The sequence below is a fragment of the Paracraurococcus ruber genome (genome assembly GCF_004353985.1).
GTDB lineage: Bacteria > Pseudomonadota > Alphaproteobacteria > Acetobacterales > Acetobacteraceae > Paracraurococcus > Paracraurococcus ruber.
Genome location: NZ_SMOA01000101.1, coordinates 1 through 18,080, shown reverse-complemented (window position 1 = coordinate 18,080; position 18,080 = coordinate 1). Strand labels below are relative to the sequence as shown.

The window sequence follows — 18,080 nt, the reverse complement described above, 5'->3', positions numbered from 1 at the left end:
TGCGCGGGCCGGAGGCGGTGCTGGACCGGGTCGAGAGCTTCGACCGCGGTGGCTGCCGCCTGTCCCAGACCAGCGTCAGCCTGGGCGTCAACAAGGCGATCGGCACCGACAGCCGCGCCCGTCAGGCCCTGGCCACCGATGCCGGCGGCGGCTGCCGGCCGCTGGTCAGCACCCAGGCGGCGGTGGGGGTGAACCTGTCGATCGGCCGCCGCGCCCAGGCCGAGCAGTCGGTCGAGGCCAGCGGCCCGGCCGGGCTGCTGGCCACCAACACCCTGGCGCGCGGCGTCAACATAGCCGCCGGCGCCCGCAGCGCCGCCAGCCAGCGCGTGCTGGCGCAGACCGTGCGGTGAGGCGGGCGCGGCAGGTGCCGGGCTGACCGGCACCTGGCATCCCCGCCTCGGCGCCCGCGCCGCCGCCGCCCACGCCCTGCGGGCGGCATACAGGTCCTGCGGCGACCCGCGGCCAAGCGCCCAGGCTGTCCAAGTGCCTCCCGGGGCCACCGACCCGGCCGGGGCGGCGCGCGATCCCCCGCCACAGTCCTGTCATGCCGTCACGCCGGTCGCTGCCCGTGGCCCCGGTCCATCGCATCCGCCCGTGGACCGCGGCGGTTGACGCCGCGTCGGTCCCCGGGGAGAGCTTGGTACCTCGACCGGGACGGAGCGGTGACAGATGGATCCTGCGGAGCTCTTCGAACTGGTCGTCGGCATGTTCCTGGCCGTGCTCGTATTGCACTACCTGGCGCTGCGCCTGCGGCTGCCGCCGGCCGTGGCGCTGCTGCTGGGCGGCGGGGCCCTGGCCTTCGTACCGGGCCTGCCGGCGATCGAACTCGATCCGGAGCTGGTGCTGGTCATCTTCCTGCCGCCGCTGCTGATGGACGGCGCCTGGTTCACCGCCCTGGCGCCCTTCCGGCGGCATCTGGCCGGCATCGCATCCCTGGCGGTCGGCGCGGTGGTGTTCACGGCGGTCGTCGTCGCGGTGGTGGCGAAGCTGATCCTGCCGGAGCTGCCCTGGGCGGCCTGCGTCGCGCTCGGCGCCATCGTGTCGCCGCCCGATGCGGTCTCCGCCCGGGCCGTGCTGCAGCGCGTGAAGCTGCCGCGCCGGCTCGGCACCCTGCTGGAGGGCGAGAGCCTGCTGAACGACGCGACTGGGCTCGTGCTGTTCCGCTTCGCGCTGGTGACGGCGGCGACCGGGACCTTCAGCCTCGGCGACGCGATCGGCAGCTTCGCCCTGCTCGTGGCGGGCGGGATCGCGGTGGGCGGCGCGATCGGCGCGCTGTGGGTGATGCTGCTGCGCCGGCTGGGCGACGACCACCTGATGATCGCGGCGTCGGTCCTGGTGTGCTGGGTCAGCTACGTCGCGGGTGAGATGCTGCATGTCTCCGGCGTGATCGCCACGGTCACGGCGGGCCTCGTCTGCGGCTGGTACCAGCATGTCATCCTGACCGCGAGCGTCCGCGTGCGCGCCCTGTCCTTCTGGCAGGCGATGATCTTCCTGCTCGAGGCCGCGGTATTCATCCTGATCGGCCTGTCGCTGCGCGGGGTGATCGAGCGCGTCGGCGGCTTCGCCGTGGTGTGGCAGGACATGGCGTGGTCGGTCGCGGCGATCATCGCGGCGGTCATCGCCGCCCGCTTCGCCTGGATCTTCGGGTCGGATGCCGTCCTCGGCGGCCTTCGGCGGGCAGGCTGGCGCGCGGTGGAGCCGCTGGGCCCGCAGGCCGCCACCGTGATGGCCTGGGCGGGCATGCGCGGCGTCGTCACCCTCGCGGTCGCGCTGAGCCTGCCCGAGACGATGCCGGGCCGCGACCTGATGCTGGTGACGGCCTTTGCCGTCATCCTTGTCACGGTGCTGGTCCAGGGCACGACGCTCGGGCTCGTCATCCGGCTCGCCGGCCTGCGGGAGGATGCGCGGGCCCGGCCGCCGCTCGACCTCTTCGCCGCGGAAGCCGCCATGATGAAGGCGCAGTTCGCCTGCGTGGAGCGGCTGGCCTATGGCCCGGACGGCACGCTGGAGCATCCGCGCCTGCTCGACACCTACCGGCGGCGGGCAACGGCCTCAGCGGAGTTTTCCGGGACATCGGAGGAGCGCGAGCGCAGCATCACGGCGCATTACGACGTCATCCTGGCCGCCGTCGCCGCCGGGCGGGAGGAGCTCGTCCGGCTGCACCGGGGACGGCAGATCGACGACGAGACGCTGCACAACCTGGAACGCGACCTCGACCTCGAGGAACTCATCGCCATCGCTGCGAAGGATGGCTCCGATCGTTGATGCAGATCCAAAAGCCGGCGGCTAATCATGCTGGCTACGAACTCGCCCCGACCGAGACGGCTCCCCGGGTTGTCCTTCGCCTTCGGCCGCCATATGACCCACACCGTAGGACTGCCTCGTCATGTCAGGATCTGGTGGCAGTGTGGCCGTCTTCTCCCGATTTGGCGGCTCGAGGGGCGACCAGCTTCAAGGCGACGTCCCACGACACGCCGGATGGGGTCTGCGGCATCTGTATGGCCGCGCCGAAGATGCCGACCGCGCGTCAGCGGCTCAGTCCGGGTATATCGAATTGCCGCCCTGAGTTGTTCTCGCGCTGTGGCCCTTCCTGCAGGCGCTTGCAGGCACCGGCATCACCGCTGAAGCAGCGCTGGTGCAGCGCCCGATCATCGTTGGCCTCGGCGGTGCGGCCATTCTGCCGGCGCGCACGGATGGCGTTGTGCAAGCCGCATGCTTGCTGCTGCCCTCGCTGGCACGCATTGCCGAAGATGGGCAAGGCGGCATTGCAGGCCGAAGCATTACCACGCTGACAGGCCAGCAGGAGCAGCGAAACGCTGCTACCCTGTGCACTTGCTTGAACTGGCAGTGCCGAGGCGATTGAAACCGCGATGAGGAAGCCGATCAGGAGGCGCATGTCGGCAAGGTAGCGATGGATATCGGCCGGCCGACGTGGCTCACCTCACACTCTGGCCTCACCGCGTTATGGCTACCCTCCGCTGCTGCGCATCGCTCAGCTTCGCGCCTTCTGAGCGACATGGACGCACAGGTGGGCATAGGCTGCGGACAGGAGGGGCGTGTCGATGCCGTGGCGCTTGGCCCGCGCCACGAGGTCACCAAGGATCTGGTCGGCCTCGACCGGCTGCCCGGTGATGAGATCACGATACATCGAGGAGGCCATCGGCGACCCTTCCTGAACCAGTTGCCGCGTGATCGTCTCCAGAAAACCCTGGTTTGGAGCAACGCCGTCGGTCGAGATCACGCGCACCACCTCATCGAGCAGCCGCAAAGTGAACTCGCGCCCACCCGGTGCCGCCTCGATCTCGCCGATGGTGCCGCGCATCAGGCAGCACATGCCACCCATCGTGGCGAGCAGCGTCCACTTCTCCCACATCTCGCGCTCGATGGTCGGCGTGAGCCGCGCCGCGAAGCCGGCGTCCCGCATGGCCGCATCCAGCGCCGCGGTCCGCTGGGACGACGTCCCGTCGAGCTCGCCATAGGCCAACTCCTGAAAGGGCGCGAGCTGCCGGATTCGCCCGTCAGCATCGACCGTTGTTGCCACCTTACAAACGCCACCGATCAGCGCCGCGCCATGCCGCTCCCGGATCACCTCGACATGGCGCATGCCGTTCAGCAGGGGCATGATCATCGTATCCGGGCCGATCGCAGGCGCCATGTCGTCGATCGCCTGATCGAGGCCGTAGGCCTTCACGGCGAGAACCACGGCGTCGTAGGGAGCGCCGATACTATCCACCAGGACCAGCTTCGGCTGCAGTGTCACGTCACCATGCGGACTGAGCAGCGTGAGCCCATCTCTGCGAAGCTGTTCCGCCCGGCCCGACCGTACGAGGAAGGTGACGTCACGGCCTGCCTGGGCCAGGCGACCGCCGAAATAGCCGCCAGTCGCGCCGGCTCCTACGAAGAGAATGCGCATTCGCTACTCCTGTCGGCCGGCTCCGCCGGCCTGCTTGTCGTCGCCATGATGACGGTCTTTCGTTCCGCGCGCCAAAGCCGTCACCGCTTTGCGGCGACAGGCCACAGGAGAATCGGGACAGGTACTTCATGTTGCCAGCGCACAGTACGATGACGACGGCGTTCGGGTCTCTCCCACAAATCGGCGCGACCATACTCGCCATAACGCCTGGAGGGCGACGCAACCCATTTTCCCTCACGTACAGCCAAGTTGGGCGGTGAACCGCCCTGGGTTTTCCGGAGGCTGGTTTGCTTGGGTCACGCCGCCAGGGCGGATTCCTCGATCTCGGCATAATGGCGCGCCTCGGCCTAGGCAGGCGGGATATAGCCGATCAGCTCGAGGAGGCGGCGGTTGTTAAACCAATCCACCCACTCGAGGGTAGCGAACTCAACGGCCTCCATGTTGCGCCACGGATCGCGGCGCCGGATCACCTCGGCCTTGAACAGGCCGATGATGGTCTCGGCCAGGGCGTAGTCGTAGCTATCACCGACGCTGCCGACCGAGGGCTCGATGCCAGCCTCGAGCAGCCGCTACTGCAGGCCGTCCTGTACTGCCGGTCGGGGCGGAGTCGGCCGGCGGAGCGGCATCAACCGGCGCCACGGGAACAGCATCGGCACTCGGGTTCGGTAACGACGGTACTCGTCGCCGAACAACGCGATGAGGTCCCGCTCCTCAAGCATAATCCCGAGCAGGATGTATCCCGTAGTGGCGGCGGCAAAGAGTAGATGGCCAATGGTCATGAGCGGCGTCGCCCAAAAGGCAAGGATGAAGCCCAGGTAGATTGGGTGGCGGACCAGCTTATAGAGCAGCGGCGTGCGAAAGCCTGCCGCCGGCGCCGGGCGCCCTTTGAAGGCCCTGAGGACCTGATGCAAGCCGAATAGCTCGAAATGGTTGATCAGGAAGGTGCTGGTCAGCACGAGCAGCCAGCCAACGCCGCTGACCCCCAGCAGCACCGCGGCACCTATGTTCCCTTCTACCGTCCAGATCGGGACCGGGATTGGCCGCCATTGCCAGAACAGCAGCGCGAGCACTAGGCTGGCGCAGAGCACATAAGTGCTGCGCTCGATGCTTGCGGGCATGCCGCGCGTCAACCAGCGCTTGAACGCTTGCCGTGCCATGCCGCTGTGCTGCAGGGCGAAGAAGGTGAGCAGCAATAGGTTGACCAGCAGCGCGTTGCCCGCCGGTACCACAAGACCGCCATGGTTGATGCTGCGCGGCAGTACAGAGACATCGGCTACAAAGCCGATGGCATAGAGGAACGTAGCGAGGAACACGACGTAGCAAGCCGCGCCGTAAAGAAGCCCCAGGATTCGGGACATGTCTGCCTCCTCCGGTGCCGGCTGCTGTGCACCGCGGGCGCACCATGCACACTGGCGGTGGGAAGCTCTGCGACCGGGCGCACAGCCCAGCGCGGCTCCCGCACGGACGGGAGACAGGCGACCGAGGTGGCCACCGCCGACGACGTGCTGAACAGAATGCTTGAGCTTGGGCCATGGCGCCCAGTCCTGTGAAAATGCGCAACTCGGGACCGACCCATGCGCTCATTGAAGCAACGACGTTCCACAGGACCGGTGGCCCATGGAAACGCGAGCGCTCGTCTGCGCGACGCTGATCATGCTCGTCGTGGTGAATACAGCCCAGGGCCAACAGCCAGCGGCCGAGGGGCCGCCGCAGGCATCCAGCACCGGTGTCGACCGATCCGGACGCGTCCTGCGGGGCCATGCCACCGTCTTCGCCAGCCATCTCGCTGGGCAAAGGATGGCCGATCGCGGCCGTTATGAGCCAGACACGTCGATTGCGGCGAGCAGCAGCTTGCCGCTCGGCTCCACGGCACGGGTGACCAACCTACGGAATGGCCAGACGGCGCTCGTGAGGATCCGCGATGGCGTTCCCATGGCCAATGGCCGCATCCTCAACGTCAGCGCCAAGGTCGCGCAGTTCCTCGGCCTGCGCCGAGGCGGCGTCTTTCCCCTCACCGTCGCGCCGCTCGCGGTCCCGCAATCCGACGGCAGCATTCAGTTGGGCGCGGGGACCGGCCTTGCGGGACGCCGCGCCTATGTCACCGGCGGCCATGATCGCCGTTGATCGGCTCTCGATCGTGCCGGACCGATGAAGCCCTTTCTTCTCTGAATGCGTCGCCCTACCCAGCGATCGCAGCAGCCTGCAGGATCAGCACCTGCAGCAAGGCCGGGACGCGAAACCACGCATTGTCATCGATCGAAAGGCTGCAGAACTCGGCCCCGAGCAGCGAGCGGGCGCCGTGCCGCAGACCTGTCGGCTGCCAGATCGCCTGCTCGAGTGAGATCACGAAGGACCGACCCTCCACCGCCATCATCGGCATGTCCAAGATGGCAAAGGCCGCTCACTCTCAGGGATGCGTGCAATCCGGAGGGTGGCGACGCACAGGCATGGATTGCACGCGCAAAGTCGCTCATAGAGCGAAATGATGCCGGGTGACCCCGCACTCGTCTCCCAAGGCAGTCCGGACGCCTGTTCGGTGCTCGTTCTATGCGGGATGTCCGGCTATCGAAAGACTGACAGGATAGGGGTTGGTATACCCACCCAAGCCTCGCGTTCCCGCGAGCGTCGCGTGCCGCCCCAAGCCGCGGCACGCGACGCTGGTGGCGCCGACCAGGATTGAGGGACTTCCCATGGCCAGCCTCGACAGCCGCGGTCTGCCGCTCTCGACCAGTTCCGACCTTGCCGTCGAGCGCTACCGGACCGGTGTGGACCTCCTTCTCTCCGCTTGGCCCGGCGCAGCCGAGGCGCTGGACGAGGCGACCACCGCCGACCCGGAATTCGGCCTCGCTCACGCCGCGCGGGCCCGCCTCCACGCCATCCGCTCCGAGCCGGCGGAGGCCCGGGCCCGCATCGCCGCCGCATCGGAGGCCGTCGCCCACAACGGGAGCGCGCGGGAACGGAGCCATGTCGAGGTCCTCTCGCTTGCCATCCACGGCCAACCAGCCAGGGCGCTGGACCGCGCGCTGGCGCATCTCGACGATTGGCCGCGCGACGCGCTCGTCCTCTCGCTGCCACTCGGCGCCTTCGGGCTGTTCGCCTTCTCCGGAATGGCGGACCACGACCAGGCACGAGTGGACCTCTGCGAGCACCACGCCCGCCACTACGGCGACGATGACTGGTGGTTCGTCACCTATCGCGGCTGGTCGCATGCCGAGAACGGGGCGCTCGAGCACGGCAGGGCACTCGCGCAGCGCGGCTTCGAACTGCGGCGGGAGAATGCGAATGCCGCCCCTGCCCTCTCCCACGCGCTGCACGAGGCCGGCGCGGGCGAGGAGGCCGAACGGCTGATCAAGGGCTGGCTGCCGACATATGACCGCAGCGGCCCCCTGCACGGGCACATCGCCTGGCATGCCGCGCTCGTGGCGCTGGACCGTGGCGACACCGGCCGTGCCCTGGCGCTCTACGGCGAGCACGTGCAGCCCTCGGTGTCCAAGGGCATGCCCATCAACATCGTCAGCGACGCGACGTCCTTCCTCTGGCACCTACAGGCCTATGGGCACGAGGTCCCGGCCGGGCTCTGGCAGGCCGCGGCCGCCTATGCCGCGCCGGCCTTCCCCAAGGCAGGCATCGCCTTCGCCGATGCGCACGTGGCGATCCTCGAGGCCAGCGCTGGCGACCGGGCGGCCGTGGGGCGGCGCGTCGCCGCGCTGGCCGCGCTCGCCTTCGCGGAGGCCGACTACGCCGGCTGTGTACACCGTCTTCGGCCTGTCGCCCGCGAGGTGGTGCGTATCGGCGGCAGTGGCGCGCAACGTGAGATGGTCGAGGAGATGCTCCTGCTGGCGCTGATGCGCAGCGGCGAGGCGGCGGAGGCCCACGCGCTGCTCGACCGTCGCCTGCATCGCCGCCCCTCGCTGCGCGACACGCGCTGGCTCAGCCAGTTGGCCGCATGAGGGCAGCATGGTGCTGGAGGAAAGTCACCGCCCCGCTCCGTCCAGCCCCGTCGCCCGGAGCCGCTCCAGCTCCCGATCGATCCGGCCGGCAAGCCCATCGCTCACCGGCACCATTGGCAACCGAACCTCCGGACTGTCGATGAGCCCCGCACGCCAGAGCCAATGCTTGATCGGCGCAGGGCTCGGCTCGGTGAACAGGAGCCGCGGCAGGTCGGCGATGGCATGCCACGCGGTCAGTGCGCCGCTGGCGTCACCCTGGCGCAGGAGGCGGTGCACGGCCGCGAAGGCGCCGGTCCCGACATGCGCGGAAGCGGTGATGCCGCCATCGGCGCCGCCGGCCAGCATCGTGTGGAACAAGGCGTCCTCTCCGGTCAGCACGGCAAAGCCCGGCGGCTTGTGGCGGAGAAGGTCGAGAGACTGCGCCATGTCGGCCGAGCAGTCCTTCACGCCGACGATGGTGGGACGCGCGGCCAACTCCAGCATCGCCGCATTCCCGAGGTTCACGCCCGTCCGGTAGGGAATGTTGTAGATCATCATCGGCAGCGCCGTGCTCTCCGCCAGAGCAGAGAAATGGCGGATCATTCCTTCCTGGGAGGGACGGGTGTAGTAGGGGCAGGTAACCAGGTACCCGTCGATCGGCCAGGCCGCGCTGTGCTCCAGCGCCTTCACGACCTTTCGCGTATCGCTGCCAGAGATGCCCAGGAACAGGGGAAGGCGCCGCCCGGCCACGACCATTTCGCCGGTCGTGATGGCGACGAGGCGTTCCACCTCAGCCTCGTCGAGGGTCATACCCTCCCCCGTCGTGGCAGCAAGGATCAGCCCGTCGATCTCCCTGGCAGCATAGTGCCGCACCAGCCTGCGCAGGGAAGCCTCGTCCAGTACGCCATCACGGAAAGGCGTGACGAGCGGCAGCCAGAGGCCGCCCGGTGTCGGGCTACTGGAGCAGGGGTGGTTCGCTTGCATGATGGTCCATCTCCTCCTGTGCCGGAGACGGGACCTAAAGGTGACCCCGTCCAACCGGCGGGGTCCAACCTGATCCTCTGGCGCTGTGACTTACCGAGCGCGACGATCCAGGGTGCCCCTTGCGGGGCACTTCTTCGACGGCACGGACTTGGCGCAGCGCTGGATCACATCGACACCGTTCCAGCGGCGGCGAAGATCGTCAAGATGCCATGCGATGCACATCGACACTGCGATGCCAGAGGTCATGGCCGCGTGCACGTCGTCTAATCCATCCTGCGCCGCTGCACTGGTTCCGTGGACGACGTCGGGACCCGCCGAGAGCACTCCCGATCAGATTGGGATGGGCCGCGCTGGACATCACGTCCCCTTCGGAGGGGGTGATCACAGATCCTCGCTGTTCGCCTGGCGGATAACCACGAAGGGTCGCCGCGCGGGATAGGCGAACCGGCGACGCCTCTGCATGCTGGTTGCCCGGGACCACGGGACACGAGCATGATCGAACGGCGCACACTGGTTCATGGGCTCGTCGCCGGGTTCGCCCTTGGAACGGCGGCACGCCCTGCCCTCGCTGCTTGAACCACGCTTCCTACAGAAGAACAGAAATCAGGGAGCCAGCTCAGACATCTCGCTGGGACGATGCCTCGACCGCTGTGGGCAATGCTGCGACAGTGGCGTCTGTCTGGTAGAATGAGGGACGCCGCATCGGGCGTCGTGCCCCGACGTGCGTGGCAGGTGGCGGCCCGGAAGAGGAGCGAACCATGAGCACGGCGGGAGCCAGCAAGGTTCCAGGCTTTTGCGGTCTGTGCATCGCCCGCTGCGGCTGCATCGCAACCGTGGAGAACGGACGCTTCACGCGACTCGATCCTGACCCCACGCACCCGACTGGCCAAGCGCTCTGTGCCAAGGGCCGCGCCGCGCCGGAGTTGGTCTACAGCAAGGAGCGGCTGACCCGGCCCCTGCGTCGCACCCGGCCGAAGGGCGAGGCCGATCCAGGCTGGGTGGAGATCTCCTGGGACGAAGCGCTGGACACGACGGCGGCGGCGATGCGCCGGTTGGCCGCGGCGCACGGGCCGCAGAGCGTGGCTTTCAGCCAGTCGTCGCCTTCCACCACTGCGATCGCCGATACCGCGCCGTTCGTCCGTCGCCTGATGAACGCCTTCGGCACACCGAACCTTGTCTGGGCTCTGGACATGTGCGGCTGGGGTCGAGGGTTCGCGACCCGCTACGCGTTTGGCGTTGCGAGTGTGGCCACCGGCAGCGGCGGCGGGGCGATGGCGGATATCGCAAACAGCGGCTGCCTGATCCTCTGGGGCTACAACCCCTCCTACACACGCCTGACGCACGCGACCGCCACCATCGAGGCGCTCAAGCGCGGGATGAAGCTCATCGTCATAGACCCGCGCCATGTTGGGCTGGCCGGCAAGGCCGACCTCTGGCTGCGGCCGCGCCCGGGCACCGATGGGGCGCTGGCGCTCGGGCTCGCGCATCTGATGATCACTCGCGGCTGGTATGACAGCGACTTCGTACGGGAGTGGACCAACGCGCCTCACCTCGTGCGTTCTGACACCGGCCGGCTGCTGCGTGCCGTCGACCTCGCCGAGAGCGGCGACGCGGGCCACCTCGTAGCCTGGGACGCGACCACGCGCTGCCCCGTCGCCTACGATCCGGCGACTGGCCGCTACGGCGTGCCGGCCGGTCGCCTCGCCCTGCACGGTGAGGTGGCGGTGGCGACGACGCTGGGGATGGTGTCCTGCCGCCCAGTGTTCGACCACTATGCCGCGCTCTGCGCCCGCTACACCCCCGAGGCCGTGACGGAGATCTGCTGGGTTGCTGCCGAACAGTTGGAGGCAGCGGCGCGGCTGATCTGGCAGGCGCGGCCCGCTTCCTACTACGCCTGGAGCGGGCACGAGCATCACGCCAACACCACCGAGACTGCGCGGGCCATGGCGCTGCTGTACGCGCTCACCGGCTCCTTCGACCAGCGCGGCGGCAATGTGCTTCTCCCGGTCGTACCCAGTTCCGGGGTGACCGGAGAGGATCGGCCCTCGGCTCGGCGTCTCCCACCGGCCATCGGGGTGGAAACCCGTCCGCTCGGGCCGGCCAAATGGAACAACGTCTCGACACACGATTTCTACCGCGCGGTGCTGGAGGGTGAACCCTACCCGATGCGCGGGCTGGTAGGCTTCGGCTCCAACCTGCTGCTTGCCTTCTCCGACCCGCTGCGCGGGCGGCAGGCCCTGGCGGCACTGGACTTCTACGTGCATGCCGACCTGTTCATGAACCCGACTGCGGAGCTCGCCGACATCGTGCTGCCTGTCGCCTCATGCTTCGAACGCGAGGCACTGCGCTTCGGGTTCGAGATCAGCGCTGAGGCTCAGGCCCTGGTGCAGCTCCGCCAGCCGGTCGTGTCGCCGCCCGGAGCGGCGCGGCCCGACACTGACATTATCTTCGATCTTGCGAACCGGCTCGGGCTCGGGGAGCATTTCTGGGATGGGGATGTCCAGGCGGCGTACCGTTACCAGCTCGCGCCGAGCGGGCTGAGCCTAGAGGCTCTGCAGGCCGAGCCGAGGGGCATCCGCGTGCCACTCGCCACTCGCCACGCCAAACACGCCGCGCCGGACGCCTCGGGCAACCCGCAGGGCTTCCCTACGCCGTCGCGCAAGGTGGAATTCTGGTCCGAGACCCTACAGGCGGGCGGCTACACGCCGATGCCGGAATTCAGCGCTCCGCCGGCGGCGAAGGAGCGCTACCCGCTCGTGCTCACCTGCGCCAAGCCCACACTGTTCTGCCAGACGCAGCACCGCGTCCTGCCCAGCCTGCGTCGGCGCGCACCGGTTCCGGAGGTCATGCTGCACCCGGATGCCGCGGCGCGGCGCGGCATCGCTGCGGGGGACTGGGTGAGCGTCGAGACGCCGGCGGGCGGAATGCGGGCGCGGGCGCTGCTGAACGCCGACATCGATCCACGCGTGGTAGTGGGCGAGCATGGGTGGTGGCAAGCGGCGCCAGAGATGGGCGCGCCGGGCTACGATCCGTTCAGCCCCCGCGGGTCCAATTACAACCTGACTGTCGATCCGACCGTTCGCGATCCCATTAGTGGCACGACGGCGCATCGCTCCAGTTGCTGCGAGGTCTCGCGCGCAATCTGAGGCAAGGCACGTTCCACCTGCAGCGCAGCAAGTCTGCTCGTCGATTGAGCGCGAGCCGAGAGGGAATGGCTCGCTTCCGGCCAGCCCTGGCCGGCGAGCGCTTCGGCATCAGGCTGCGCATGGACCAGAAAAGCCAATAGGCGCCGGTGTGCGGCATCAGGCGGAACTGGTTGGCGGCGGTCCAACAGCACGAGGTGCGATCGGCAGCCAGGTTCAGCTTCCAGGCCTTGATGTGGTTCTCTGCTTGGCCGCGCTGGCAGTAGAGATCCTCGTACAGCATGCGCGGGCTGCCGCCCGCCAGGCTGGTGACGACGAACCGCGTGTCGGTGCCGAGCGGTCCGGCTTCCACGCAAGCCATGATCCGCTCGACCCGCGACCAGCTGCGAGCGCCATCGAGGAACGCCTTGTAGCGGCGCAGCTTGCCGTCGCCTGGGCGAGCAGCCTGCCGGGCCATGGTGCTCTGCTCGAGCTGCAGGACGTGCTGGCGCAGCGTACTGCTGGTGGCGACACCGAGGATGAAGCCGAGGCGGGCCTGGCGGCAGAATTCCAGCACCTCCGGCGTACAGACATGGCTGTCGCCGCGGAGCAGGATCTCGACGCGTGGCCAGTGGCTGCGGATCTCCCGGACCAGGCGGCGCAGGAAGGCGCGGGCCTCGACGCCGCTCGGACGGCGGGCCGGGCGCAGCATGGCGGTGACCGGCCGTCCCTCGTCGTCGAACATCAGCAGCGGCTGGAAGCCGTAGCCGTCGTGATAGGCGTTGAACAGCCGCATCTGCTGCTCGCCATGGACCGGGTCGAAGGTATCGTCGATGCCGAGCACGATGCGCTTCGGCACCTGCCGGAAGCTCGCGCAGAAGAGCGCGACCATGGCCCGGGCCATCCGCACCAGGCCACGCGTGTCCGGCAGGTTCTCCAGCCGCGAGATGGTCGGCTGCGAGCACAGCGCTGCCGCCTCGGGCAGCCGGTCGAGCGCCAGCTTGAAGGCCGGGTCGTGCCGCAGCGCCGTCGCGTCGTTGCCGTCCTCGTACCCGGCGGCGATCATGAACAACCGGAAGCGAATGGTATCGGCCAGCCGGTGCGTGACCTGCGCGGGAGCCCGCGGGTCGTCGAGGCAGGCGGCGAGCCGGTCGGCAATGCAGAGGCGGCGCTCAATCTCGCGCAGCGCCAGCACGCCGCCATCCGAGGACAACTGCCCGCCATCGAAGCGGGCTACCAGCGACTTGCCGCCGATTCGTGACAGACCGGGCAGCGGCGGGGCATTCTCAACCTTGACGGGCATGGTCTCCGACGAGCGAAGAATTCTGGGGTCGCAGCCGAATCCTAAGTCGCTTCAACGGTTTGCACCATGCCTGTCAGCCCACGTGAATGATCCAGCTAGTAAGCGATGGTTGAGACTGGTGTGGCCATGTGCGACTTCAGGATACCGGGCCAAGTGCCTTTTCGCGCTAAACTGGCGATCAGGGACCTGCTGGTTGGCCCTGGGCGAATGACGCGCCGCTACGCCGTGTCAATGCGATTGGCCAACCTGACCCTTGAGAAACTCGACGAACACTCCCGCGCATTCTGCGGGCGCTTCGAGCGTTGGCAGGTGACCACAGCCGGGTAGCACGTGAAGATGCGCGTGCGGTAGTGAGTCAGCGAGTGCGCGACCTACTGAAACCGGCACGATCTGGTCCGCTTCACCCCACACCACCAGCGTCGGCATGTGGAGGGAGCTGAGCCGAGCGGTCACCTCTGACCGGGAGGCCAGGACACGGGCCTGGACAGCGCCCTTAGGACCGCCAATGCGGTTGGCCATGGCTCTGAAGGTTGCTGCGGCTTCCACCGCTTTCTTTGGCACGGCCAGCTCCGCCAACATGTCGATGACTGCGTCCGGCATGGTCTCCAGTCCGCCTATCAGATCCTGCAGGCTCGCTTCTGGCGCTGCCGGGTTGCACCCCATCAGCCAAAGCGCTGTCACGCGCTCGGGTGCCTCCAGCGCAATCTCGAGTGCGATGCTGCCGCCATAGGACGTGCCCGCGAGGACAAACTTCGGCGGCGCCTTGGCCAGTACGGCTTCGACGTTGGCCCGCATCGTCGACTTCCCGAGCACCATCACCTGCGTCTCGACAATCTCCCCTAGTTGCTCGATCACCCCACGATACATGGCATCATCTGACAGCAGGGCGGGAATGAGTAGGACGGGAATGGGTTCGACAGCCATGGAGCACGCTCCGATTGCAAGGATGACGAGAGGCTCATGGTAATGGCAAGTAGTTTGGGCTTCGCGCTCCGGCGGGCGGTGCGCGTCAGCGGCTGGGCCGCACAGTGTGGCGTTCGACGAGCAGAAATTTCTGTACCTTGCCAGTGGGTGTGCGCGGCAGCGGCTCGTCCTGGAGTACAATGGTGCGCGGGACCTTGAAGCCGGCGAGGTGCTCGCGGCAGGCAGCCTCCACCGCCGCCGCGGAAACGACAGCCGTCGTGGCTACCACCACTGCCGCCACGCGCTCGCCCCAGAATTCGTCGGGCAGGCCGAATACCGCGCACTCCACAATGCCGTCCAGGCGCAGAATTGCCTCCTCCACCTCCGCCGCGTGCACGTTCTGCCCTCCGGTGATGACCATGTCCTTCGCACGGCCTTGGATGAAAAGGTAACCCTCCTCGTCCACGAGGCCCAGGTCGCCGGTGTGCACCCAGCCCCCACGAAAGGTCTCAGCCGTTTTCGCGGGGTTGTCGAAGTAGCCTGTCACCGAACTGGGCGAACGGCCGAGGATCTCGCCCAGTTCGCCAGGCGCGGCGCTGGTGCCGTCCGGCCGCTCGATCCGGACCTCGGCGAAGCAAACCGGCAGGCCAACGGAGTCGGGCCGTCGCACGCGATCCTCTGGCGTGCTGGCCGTCAGCACGCCCGTTTCCTGCATCCCGTAGTACTCAGAGACGCGCGGGCAGACTTCGGTGGCCACGCGCTCGCGTAGTGATGCTGGAAGCGGTGCCCCGGCGAAGATGACAGTGCGGACCGAGCTAAGATTGCGGCTGCGCACGCTCGGCTCGGCCAGCATCATCGTTGCCATGGTCGGAACTAGGTTCACCATCGTCACGCGCTCCGCCTCGACCACCCGCAGTGCTTCGTCGGGGGTGAAGTCCATCAGCACGTTGCGCGCGCCATGCATCGCCGCCGTGCTGATCCAGCCGAAGCCGATGCGACCAAACGCGGGAAAGGCGGTCAGCACAACGTCGCGGCGCGAAGGTTCGAACGGTCCGAAGTTCGGCCATATCGTTGCGTTATTGTAGTGCGTTAGAAGGTAAGATTTCGGCACGCCGGTCGTGCCGGAGGTGAGATTGAAGTAGAAGGCATCGGCTTCCTCCACTTCCACCTCCGGCTCGGTCTCCTCGCCACCGGCCAGCAGGTCCTCGTAGCGGAGCGCCCAGGTGGGCAGCGCGGCCTCCCCGATGGCGACCCAGTGTCTGACGCCGGGCAGCGCTTCGTGTGCCTGGGCCGCCGCTGCGGAGAAGCGGTCGGCGAAGATCAGCGCCTGCGCGCCCATCGCAGTCATGAGTTTGATGATTTCGGACGGAGCGAGGCGGTAGTTTAACGGGATGCCGATCAAACCAGCCTTCGCCAGGGCGAAGTAGGTTTCGGCGATCTCGGCGCGGTTGTTGCAGAGGAAGGCGACCACGTCAGGCTTGCGCAACCCGAGCCTTGCCAGAGCGTGCGCGAGCCGATTGCAGCGCCGATTGGTTTCCCCGAACGTGAACCTTCTCCCGGTACCCGCACAGAACAACGCTTCGTCGTCGCGGAAACGTCGAGAGGCGGTCGCCAGTACGCTCCCGACGACCATCTTGCCGAGGGAGCGGACCGTGGCATTGCCGGTGGCGGCATCGGACATCGTGTCCTCCCAGCCACCTCCGCTCAGCTCCGGCCGGGCTCGGTAGCTCCTGCGATCCTAGTCCCCCTATCCCGCACCACGCAGCCCTGGCGCGTCAAGGATAGTCGCAACTCACTTTGCAGAACGATCTTTTCAGCTCATCAGGAGCAAAGTCGTGGACACGGTAGCGCCGTGGCTTTCTGCGGGCGCATGATCAGGCTGGGCGATCACAGGAGCTAAGAATGGTTACGACCACAGGGCCGACGGTTGACCTTCTCAAAGCCATCCTTGACGCTTTCAACAGCCACGACGTGAATGCCGTGATGCTGTTCTTCGCCGAAGACTGCATCTTGGAAATGCCGCGCGGCCCACACCCCTGGGGTAGCCGTCACCGTGGCTTCGAGGCCGTTCGGCAAGCGCTTCAGTCGCGGTTCGATGGCCTCCCTGACGTGCATTACGCGGACGAACAGCATTTCCTGGCGGGCGATGCGGGCATGTCAAAGTGGACCCTACGCGGCACGTCTGCGGTGACCGGCGAGGCCATTGAAGTGCGTGGCTGCGACTTCTTTGAGTTTTACAATGGGAAGGTGGTGCGGAAGGACTCCTATTGGAAGATCATCGAACCTGGTTAAAGACGCTTGCTGGCCGCTGCCAATGCATTGACGATTTGGATTGGCACTACCGACAGGATCTTGGCCAGGGAGTGTATCACCCGCGACGGGTCACGTGGATCGGATATCTGCGCCAACAGCCGGTCACACAGACCAAGGTGGCACTCAACCACGGCCAACAGCATGACGGCGTCATGCGAGGTCAGCGGACCGCTATCGAAGGCGGCGGCCACCTTGTTGCGGCCGATCGCTGGAGAGCCGAATGGCTCAGTCGTATCGCCTTGTATGGTGGATGCAGCGCGGTCCGACTATGGTCGTCTTTTCTCGATGCCCGAGTTCGTAAGCGCCATCGGCAGACTACGCAACGCTGCGGTGCAAGAAGAGGCAGCACCATCTCGCTGCGCTACGCTGCGCGAGGTATCGTGTTCAGGCACCTGGGAGGAGCAAACAATGGCAGAATGCCGCACGGTCGCTCTCGACGCGACGCCCGGGCCGCTGGAGGTTGACCTCTCTGCGACCGCCGTGCTCGTCATTGATATGCAGAACGACTTCGGTGCGGCGGGCGGCATGTTCGATCGGGCCGGAATCGACATCTCCGTCGTCCGACGGGCGATCGCTCCGACCACGAAGGTCATCTCGGCCGCCCGTACTGCCCGCTTGCCGATTATCTACGTCAAGGAGGAGCATCGCCCCGACCTCTCCGACATCGGTGCGGAGGGCTCTCCACACTGGCGCATGTGCCAGCGAATGGCCGTCGGCGCGGAGGTCACGGCGCCTGACGGCCGGCCGAGCCGCATCCACATCGCAGGCACTTGGAACACCGAGATACTTGCCGAACTTACTCCTGAGGCCGGCGACATCATCGTCACAAAACGGCGGTACAGCGCGTTCTACGACACCGAGCTGGAGGCGCATCTGCCTACCCTCGGCATCCGGTACCTCGTGATCACGGGCTGCACCACGAGCATATGCATCGAATCGACCATTCGAGATGCTGCCTTCCGGGACTATATCTGCGTGCTCCCGGTAGACTGCACGGGCCAACCCGCGCGATCCGGCTCGTCGTACAGTGGACACGAAGAGTCGCTGAAGATCATCGAAAGAACCTTCGGGTGGCTTTCCACCTCTGAATGCGTTTCGAATATCCTCAAAGGCAGTGGCGCTCAGCCCTAGAGCACTTTGAGGTTGCACGGAATCGCGGGTTCTGATTCGACGCTGATGATGCAGCGTCGAGGCGACGATGACGGCACCCTTGTCTGCGGACCTTCGGCGGCGGCTGGTTCGCGCGGTTGAGGCGGGCAGTTCGGCGCGGGAGGCGGCGCGGCGCTTTGAGGTGAGCCCCTCGGCGGCGATCAAGCTGATGCAGCGGGTGCGGGAGACGGGCAGCGCGGCGCCGGCGAGGATCGGCGGTTACCGGAGGCCCCTGCTGGCCGGGCATGAAGCCCTGCTGCGTGAACTGACTGCGGCCAAGCCGGGCATCACGCTGGCCGAGATACAGACGGAGCTCACCGGCCGCGGCATTCAGGCCGGCTCGCTGTCCACTGTCTGGTCGACGCTGCGCCGGCTCGGCCTGCGGCACAAAAAAAGTCGCTGAGGGCCGCTGAGCAGGACCGGCCGGACATCGCCGACCGGCGCGATCAATGGCGGGTATGGCA

The 18,080-nt window shown here is 67.4% G+C and carries 15 protein-coding genes and 3 pseudogenes; 8 read left to right on the top strand and 10 right to left on the bottom strand.

Annotated features, from left to right (window positions below):
• Both E2C05_RS33125 and E2C05_RS17715 read left to right on the top strand, forming a co-directional pair.
• Positions 1-350: hypothetical protein (locus E2C05_RS33125; protein WP_205082881.1), on the top strand; the 350-nt coding region annotated here is incomplete at its 5' end.
• A gap of 319 nt (positions 351-669) precedes the next feature.
• Positions 670-2,265 carry a Na+/H+ antiporter gene (locus tag E2C05_RS17715; protein WP_133220981.1) on the top strand — a complete coding sequence of 532 codons (1,596 nt, stop codon included), beginning with the start codon at positions 670-672 and terminating at the stop codon, positions 2,263-2,265.
• A 262-nt stretch (positions 2,266-2,527) separates the two neighbouring features.
• Here E2C05_RS17715 and E2C05_RS17710 read toward each other — a convergent pair whose 3' ends face one another.
• The 4 genes and pseudogenes from E2C05_RS17710 to mddA all read right to left on the bottom strand — a co-directional run bounded on the left by E2C05_RS17710 (position 2,528) and on the right by mddA (position 5,271).
• Complete coding sequence (locus E2C05_RS17710) at positions 2,528-2,896, bottom strand: hypothetical protein (RefSeq protein ID WP_133220980.1); 369 nt, start codon at positions 2,894-2,896, stop codon at positions 2,528-2,530.
• A 96-nt stretch (positions 2,897-2,992) separates the two neighbouring features.
• Positions 2,993-3,913, bottom strand: coding sequence for a ketopantoate reductase family protein (locus E2C05_RS17705; protein ID WP_133220979.1), 921 nt, complete (start codon positions 3,911-3,913; stop codon positions 2,993-2,995).
• A 347-nt stretch (positions 3,914-4,260) separates the two neighbouring features.
• A pseudogene (locus tag E2C05_RS17700) lies at positions 4,261-4,482 on the bottom strand (integrase core domain-containing protein); the annotation flags it as partial.
• On the bottom strand, positions 4,483-5,271 hold the full coding sequence (gene mddA, locus E2C05_RS17695) for a methanethiol S-methyltransferase (RefSeq protein WP_133220978.1): 789 nt from the start codon (positions 5,269-5,271) through the stop codon (positions 4,483-4,485).
• 259 nt (positions 5,272-5,530) lie between these two features.
• Between mddA and E2C05_RS17690 the strand changes: the two genes are divergently transcribed.
• Positions 5,531-6,037, top strand: a complete 507-nt coding sequence (locus tag E2C05_RS17690) for a septal ring lytic transglycosylase RlpA family protein (protein WP_133220977.1) — start codon at positions 5,531-5,533, stop codon at positions 6,035-6,037.
• 55 nt (positions 6,038-6,092) lie between these two features.
• On the opposite strand, the gene E2C05_RS17685 is transcribed toward E2C05_RS17690, so the two are convergent.
• Positions 6,093-6,299 (bottom strand): cupin domain-containing protein, encoded by a 207-nt coding sequence (locus tag E2C05_RS17685; protein ID WP_205082879.1) that lies wholly within the window; start codon positions 6,297-6,299, stop codon positions 6,093-6,095.
• A gap of 304 nt (positions 6,300-6,603) precedes the next feature.
• Between E2C05_RS17685 and E2C05_RS17680 the strand changes: the two genes are divergently transcribed.
• Positions 6,604-7,863, top strand: a complete 1,260-nt coding sequence (locus E2C05_RS17680) for a tetratricopeptide repeat protein (RefSeq protein WP_133220975.1) — start codon at positions 6,604-6,606, stop codon at positions 7,861-7,863.
• A 24-nt stretch (positions 7,864-7,887) separates the two neighbouring features.
• On the opposite strand, the gene dapA is transcribed toward E2C05_RS17680, so the two are convergent.
• Positions 7,888-8,826, bottom strand: a complete 939-nt coding sequence (dapA, locus tag E2C05_RS17675; protein ID WP_133220969.1) for a 4-hydroxy-tetrahydrodipicolinate synthase — start codon at positions 8,824-8,826, stop codon at positions 7,888-7,890.
• Between the two features lie 758 nt (positions 8,827-9,584).
• Between dapA and E2C05_RS17670 the strand changes: the two genes are divergently transcribed.
• Positions 9,585-11,972 carry a molybdopterin-containing oxidoreductase family protein gene (locus E2C05_RS17670; RefSeq protein ID WP_133220968.1) on the top strand — a complete coding sequence of 796 codons (2,388 nt, stop codon included), beginning with the start codon at positions 9,585-9,587 and terminating at the stop codon, positions 11,970-11,972.
• Positions 11,973-12,048: 76 nt separating this feature from the next.
• Here the strand turns inward: E2C05_RS17670 and E2C05_RS17665 are convergent.
• The 3 genes and pseudogenes from E2C05_RS17665 to E2C05_RS17655 all read right to left on the bottom strand — a co-directional run.
• A pseudogene (locus E2C05_RS17665) lies at positions 12,049-13,251 on the bottom strand (IS1380 family transposase); the annotation flags it as partial.
• Between the two features lie 228 nt (positions 13,252-13,479).
• Positions 13,480-14,175 carry an alpha/beta fold hydrolase gene (locus E2C05_RS17660; protein WP_133220966.1) on the bottom strand — a complete coding sequence of 232 codons (696 nt, stop codon included), beginning with the start codon at positions 14,173-14,175 and terminating at the stop codon, positions 13,480-13,482.
• Between the two features lie 85 nt (positions 14,176-14,260).
• Positions 14,261-15,835, bottom strand: coding sequence for a class I adenylate-forming enzyme family protein (locus E2C05_RS17655; protein WP_133220965.1), 1,575 nt, complete (start codon positions 15,833-15,835; stop codon positions 14,261-14,263).
• A 221-nt stretch (positions 15,836-16,056) separates the two neighbouring features.
• Between E2C05_RS17655 and E2C05_RS17650 the strand changes: the two genes are divergently transcribed.
• The gene (locus E2C05_RS17650; protein WP_133220964.1) at positions 16,057-16,446 is read left to right on the top strand and encodes a nuclear transport factor 2 family protein; all 390 of its coding nucleotides are present in this window, start codon (positions 16,057-16,059) and stop codon (positions 16,444-16,446) included.
• Positions 16,447-16,499: 53 nt separating this feature from the next.
• On the opposite strand, the pseudogene E2C05_RS17645 reads toward E2C05_RS17650, so the two are convergent.
• Positions 16,500-16,712: pseudogene (locus E2C05_RS17645) on the bottom strand (IS1380 family transposase); the annotation flags it as partial.
• A gap of 163 nt (positions 16,713-16,875) precedes the next feature.
• Here E2C05_RS17645 and E2C05_RS17640 point away from each other — a divergent pair.
• Positions 16,876-17,598 (top strand): cysteine hydrolase family protein, encoded by a 723-nt coding sequence (locus E2C05_RS17640; protein WP_133220982.1) that lies wholly within the window; start codon positions 16,876-16,878, stop codon positions 17,596-17,598.
• Positions 17,599-17,665: 67 nt separating this feature from the next.
• Positions 17,666-18,019: a hypothetical protein gene (locus E2C05_RS17635; RefSeq protein ID WP_133220963.1), complete on the top strand. Its 354-nt coding sequence runs from the start codon at positions 17,666-17,668 to the stop codon at positions 18,017-18,019.
• Positions 18,020-18,080: the final 61 nt, after the last annotated feature.

What these genes read in the sequence shown, in the direction of transcription:
- E2C05_RS17690 (WP_133220977.1), top strand. Translation starts at nt 5,531, where the DNA reads ATGGAAACGCGAGCGCTCGTCTGCGCGACGCTGATCATGCTCGTCGTG.
- E2C05_RS17660 (WP_133220966.1), bottom strand. Translation starts at nt 14,175, where the DNA reads ATGGCTGTCGAACCCATTCCCGTCCTACTCATTCCCGCCCTGCTGTCA.
- E2C05_RS17680 (WP_133220975.1), top strand. Translation starts at nt 6,604, where the DNA reads ATGGCCAGCCTCGACAGCCGCGGTCTGCCGCTCTCGACCAGTTCCGAC.
- dapA (WP_133220969.1), bottom strand. Translation starts at nt 8,826, where the DNA reads ATGCAAGCGAACCACCCCTGCTCCAGTAGCCCGACACCGGGCGGCCTC.
- E2C05_RS17650 (WP_133220964.1), top strand. Translation starts at nt 16,057, where the DNA reads ATGGTTACGACCACAGGGCCGACGGTTGACCTTCTCAAAGCCATCCTT.
- E2C05_RS17655 (WP_133220965.1), bottom strand. Translation starts at nt 15,835, where the DNA reads ATGTCCGATGCCGCCACCGGCAATGCCACGGTCCGCTCCCTCGGCAAG.
- E2C05_RS17715 (WP_133220981.1), top strand. Translation starts at nt 670, where the DNA reads ATGGATCCTGCGGAGCTCTTCGAACTGGTCGTCGGCATGTTCCTGGCC.
- E2C05_RS17640 (WP_133220982.1), top strand. Translation starts at nt 16,876, where the DNA reads ATGGCAGAATGCCGCACGGTCGCTCTCGACGCGACGCCCGGGCCGCTG.
- mddA (WP_133220978.1), bottom strand. Translation starts at nt 5,271, where the DNA reads ATGTCCCGAATCCTGGGGCTTCTTTACGGCGCGGCTTGCTACGTCGTG.
- E2C05_RS17635 (WP_133220963.1), top strand. Translation starts at nt 17,666, where the DNA reads ATGACGGCACCCTTGTCTGCGGACCTTCGGCGGCGGCTGGTTCGCGCG.
- E2C05_RS17670 (WP_133220968.1), top strand. Translation starts at nt 9,585, where the DNA reads ATGAGCACGGCGGGAGCCAGCAAGGTTCCAGGCTTTTGCGGTCTGTGC.
- E2C05_RS17710 (WP_133220980.1), bottom strand. Translation starts at nt 2,896, where the DNA reads ATGCGCCTCCTGATCGGCTTCCTCATCGCGGTTTCAATCGCCTCGGCA.
- E2C05_RS17705 (WP_133220979.1), bottom strand. Translation starts at nt 3,913, where the DNA reads ATGCGCATTCTCTTCGTAGGAGCCGGCGCGACTGGCGGCTATTTCGGC.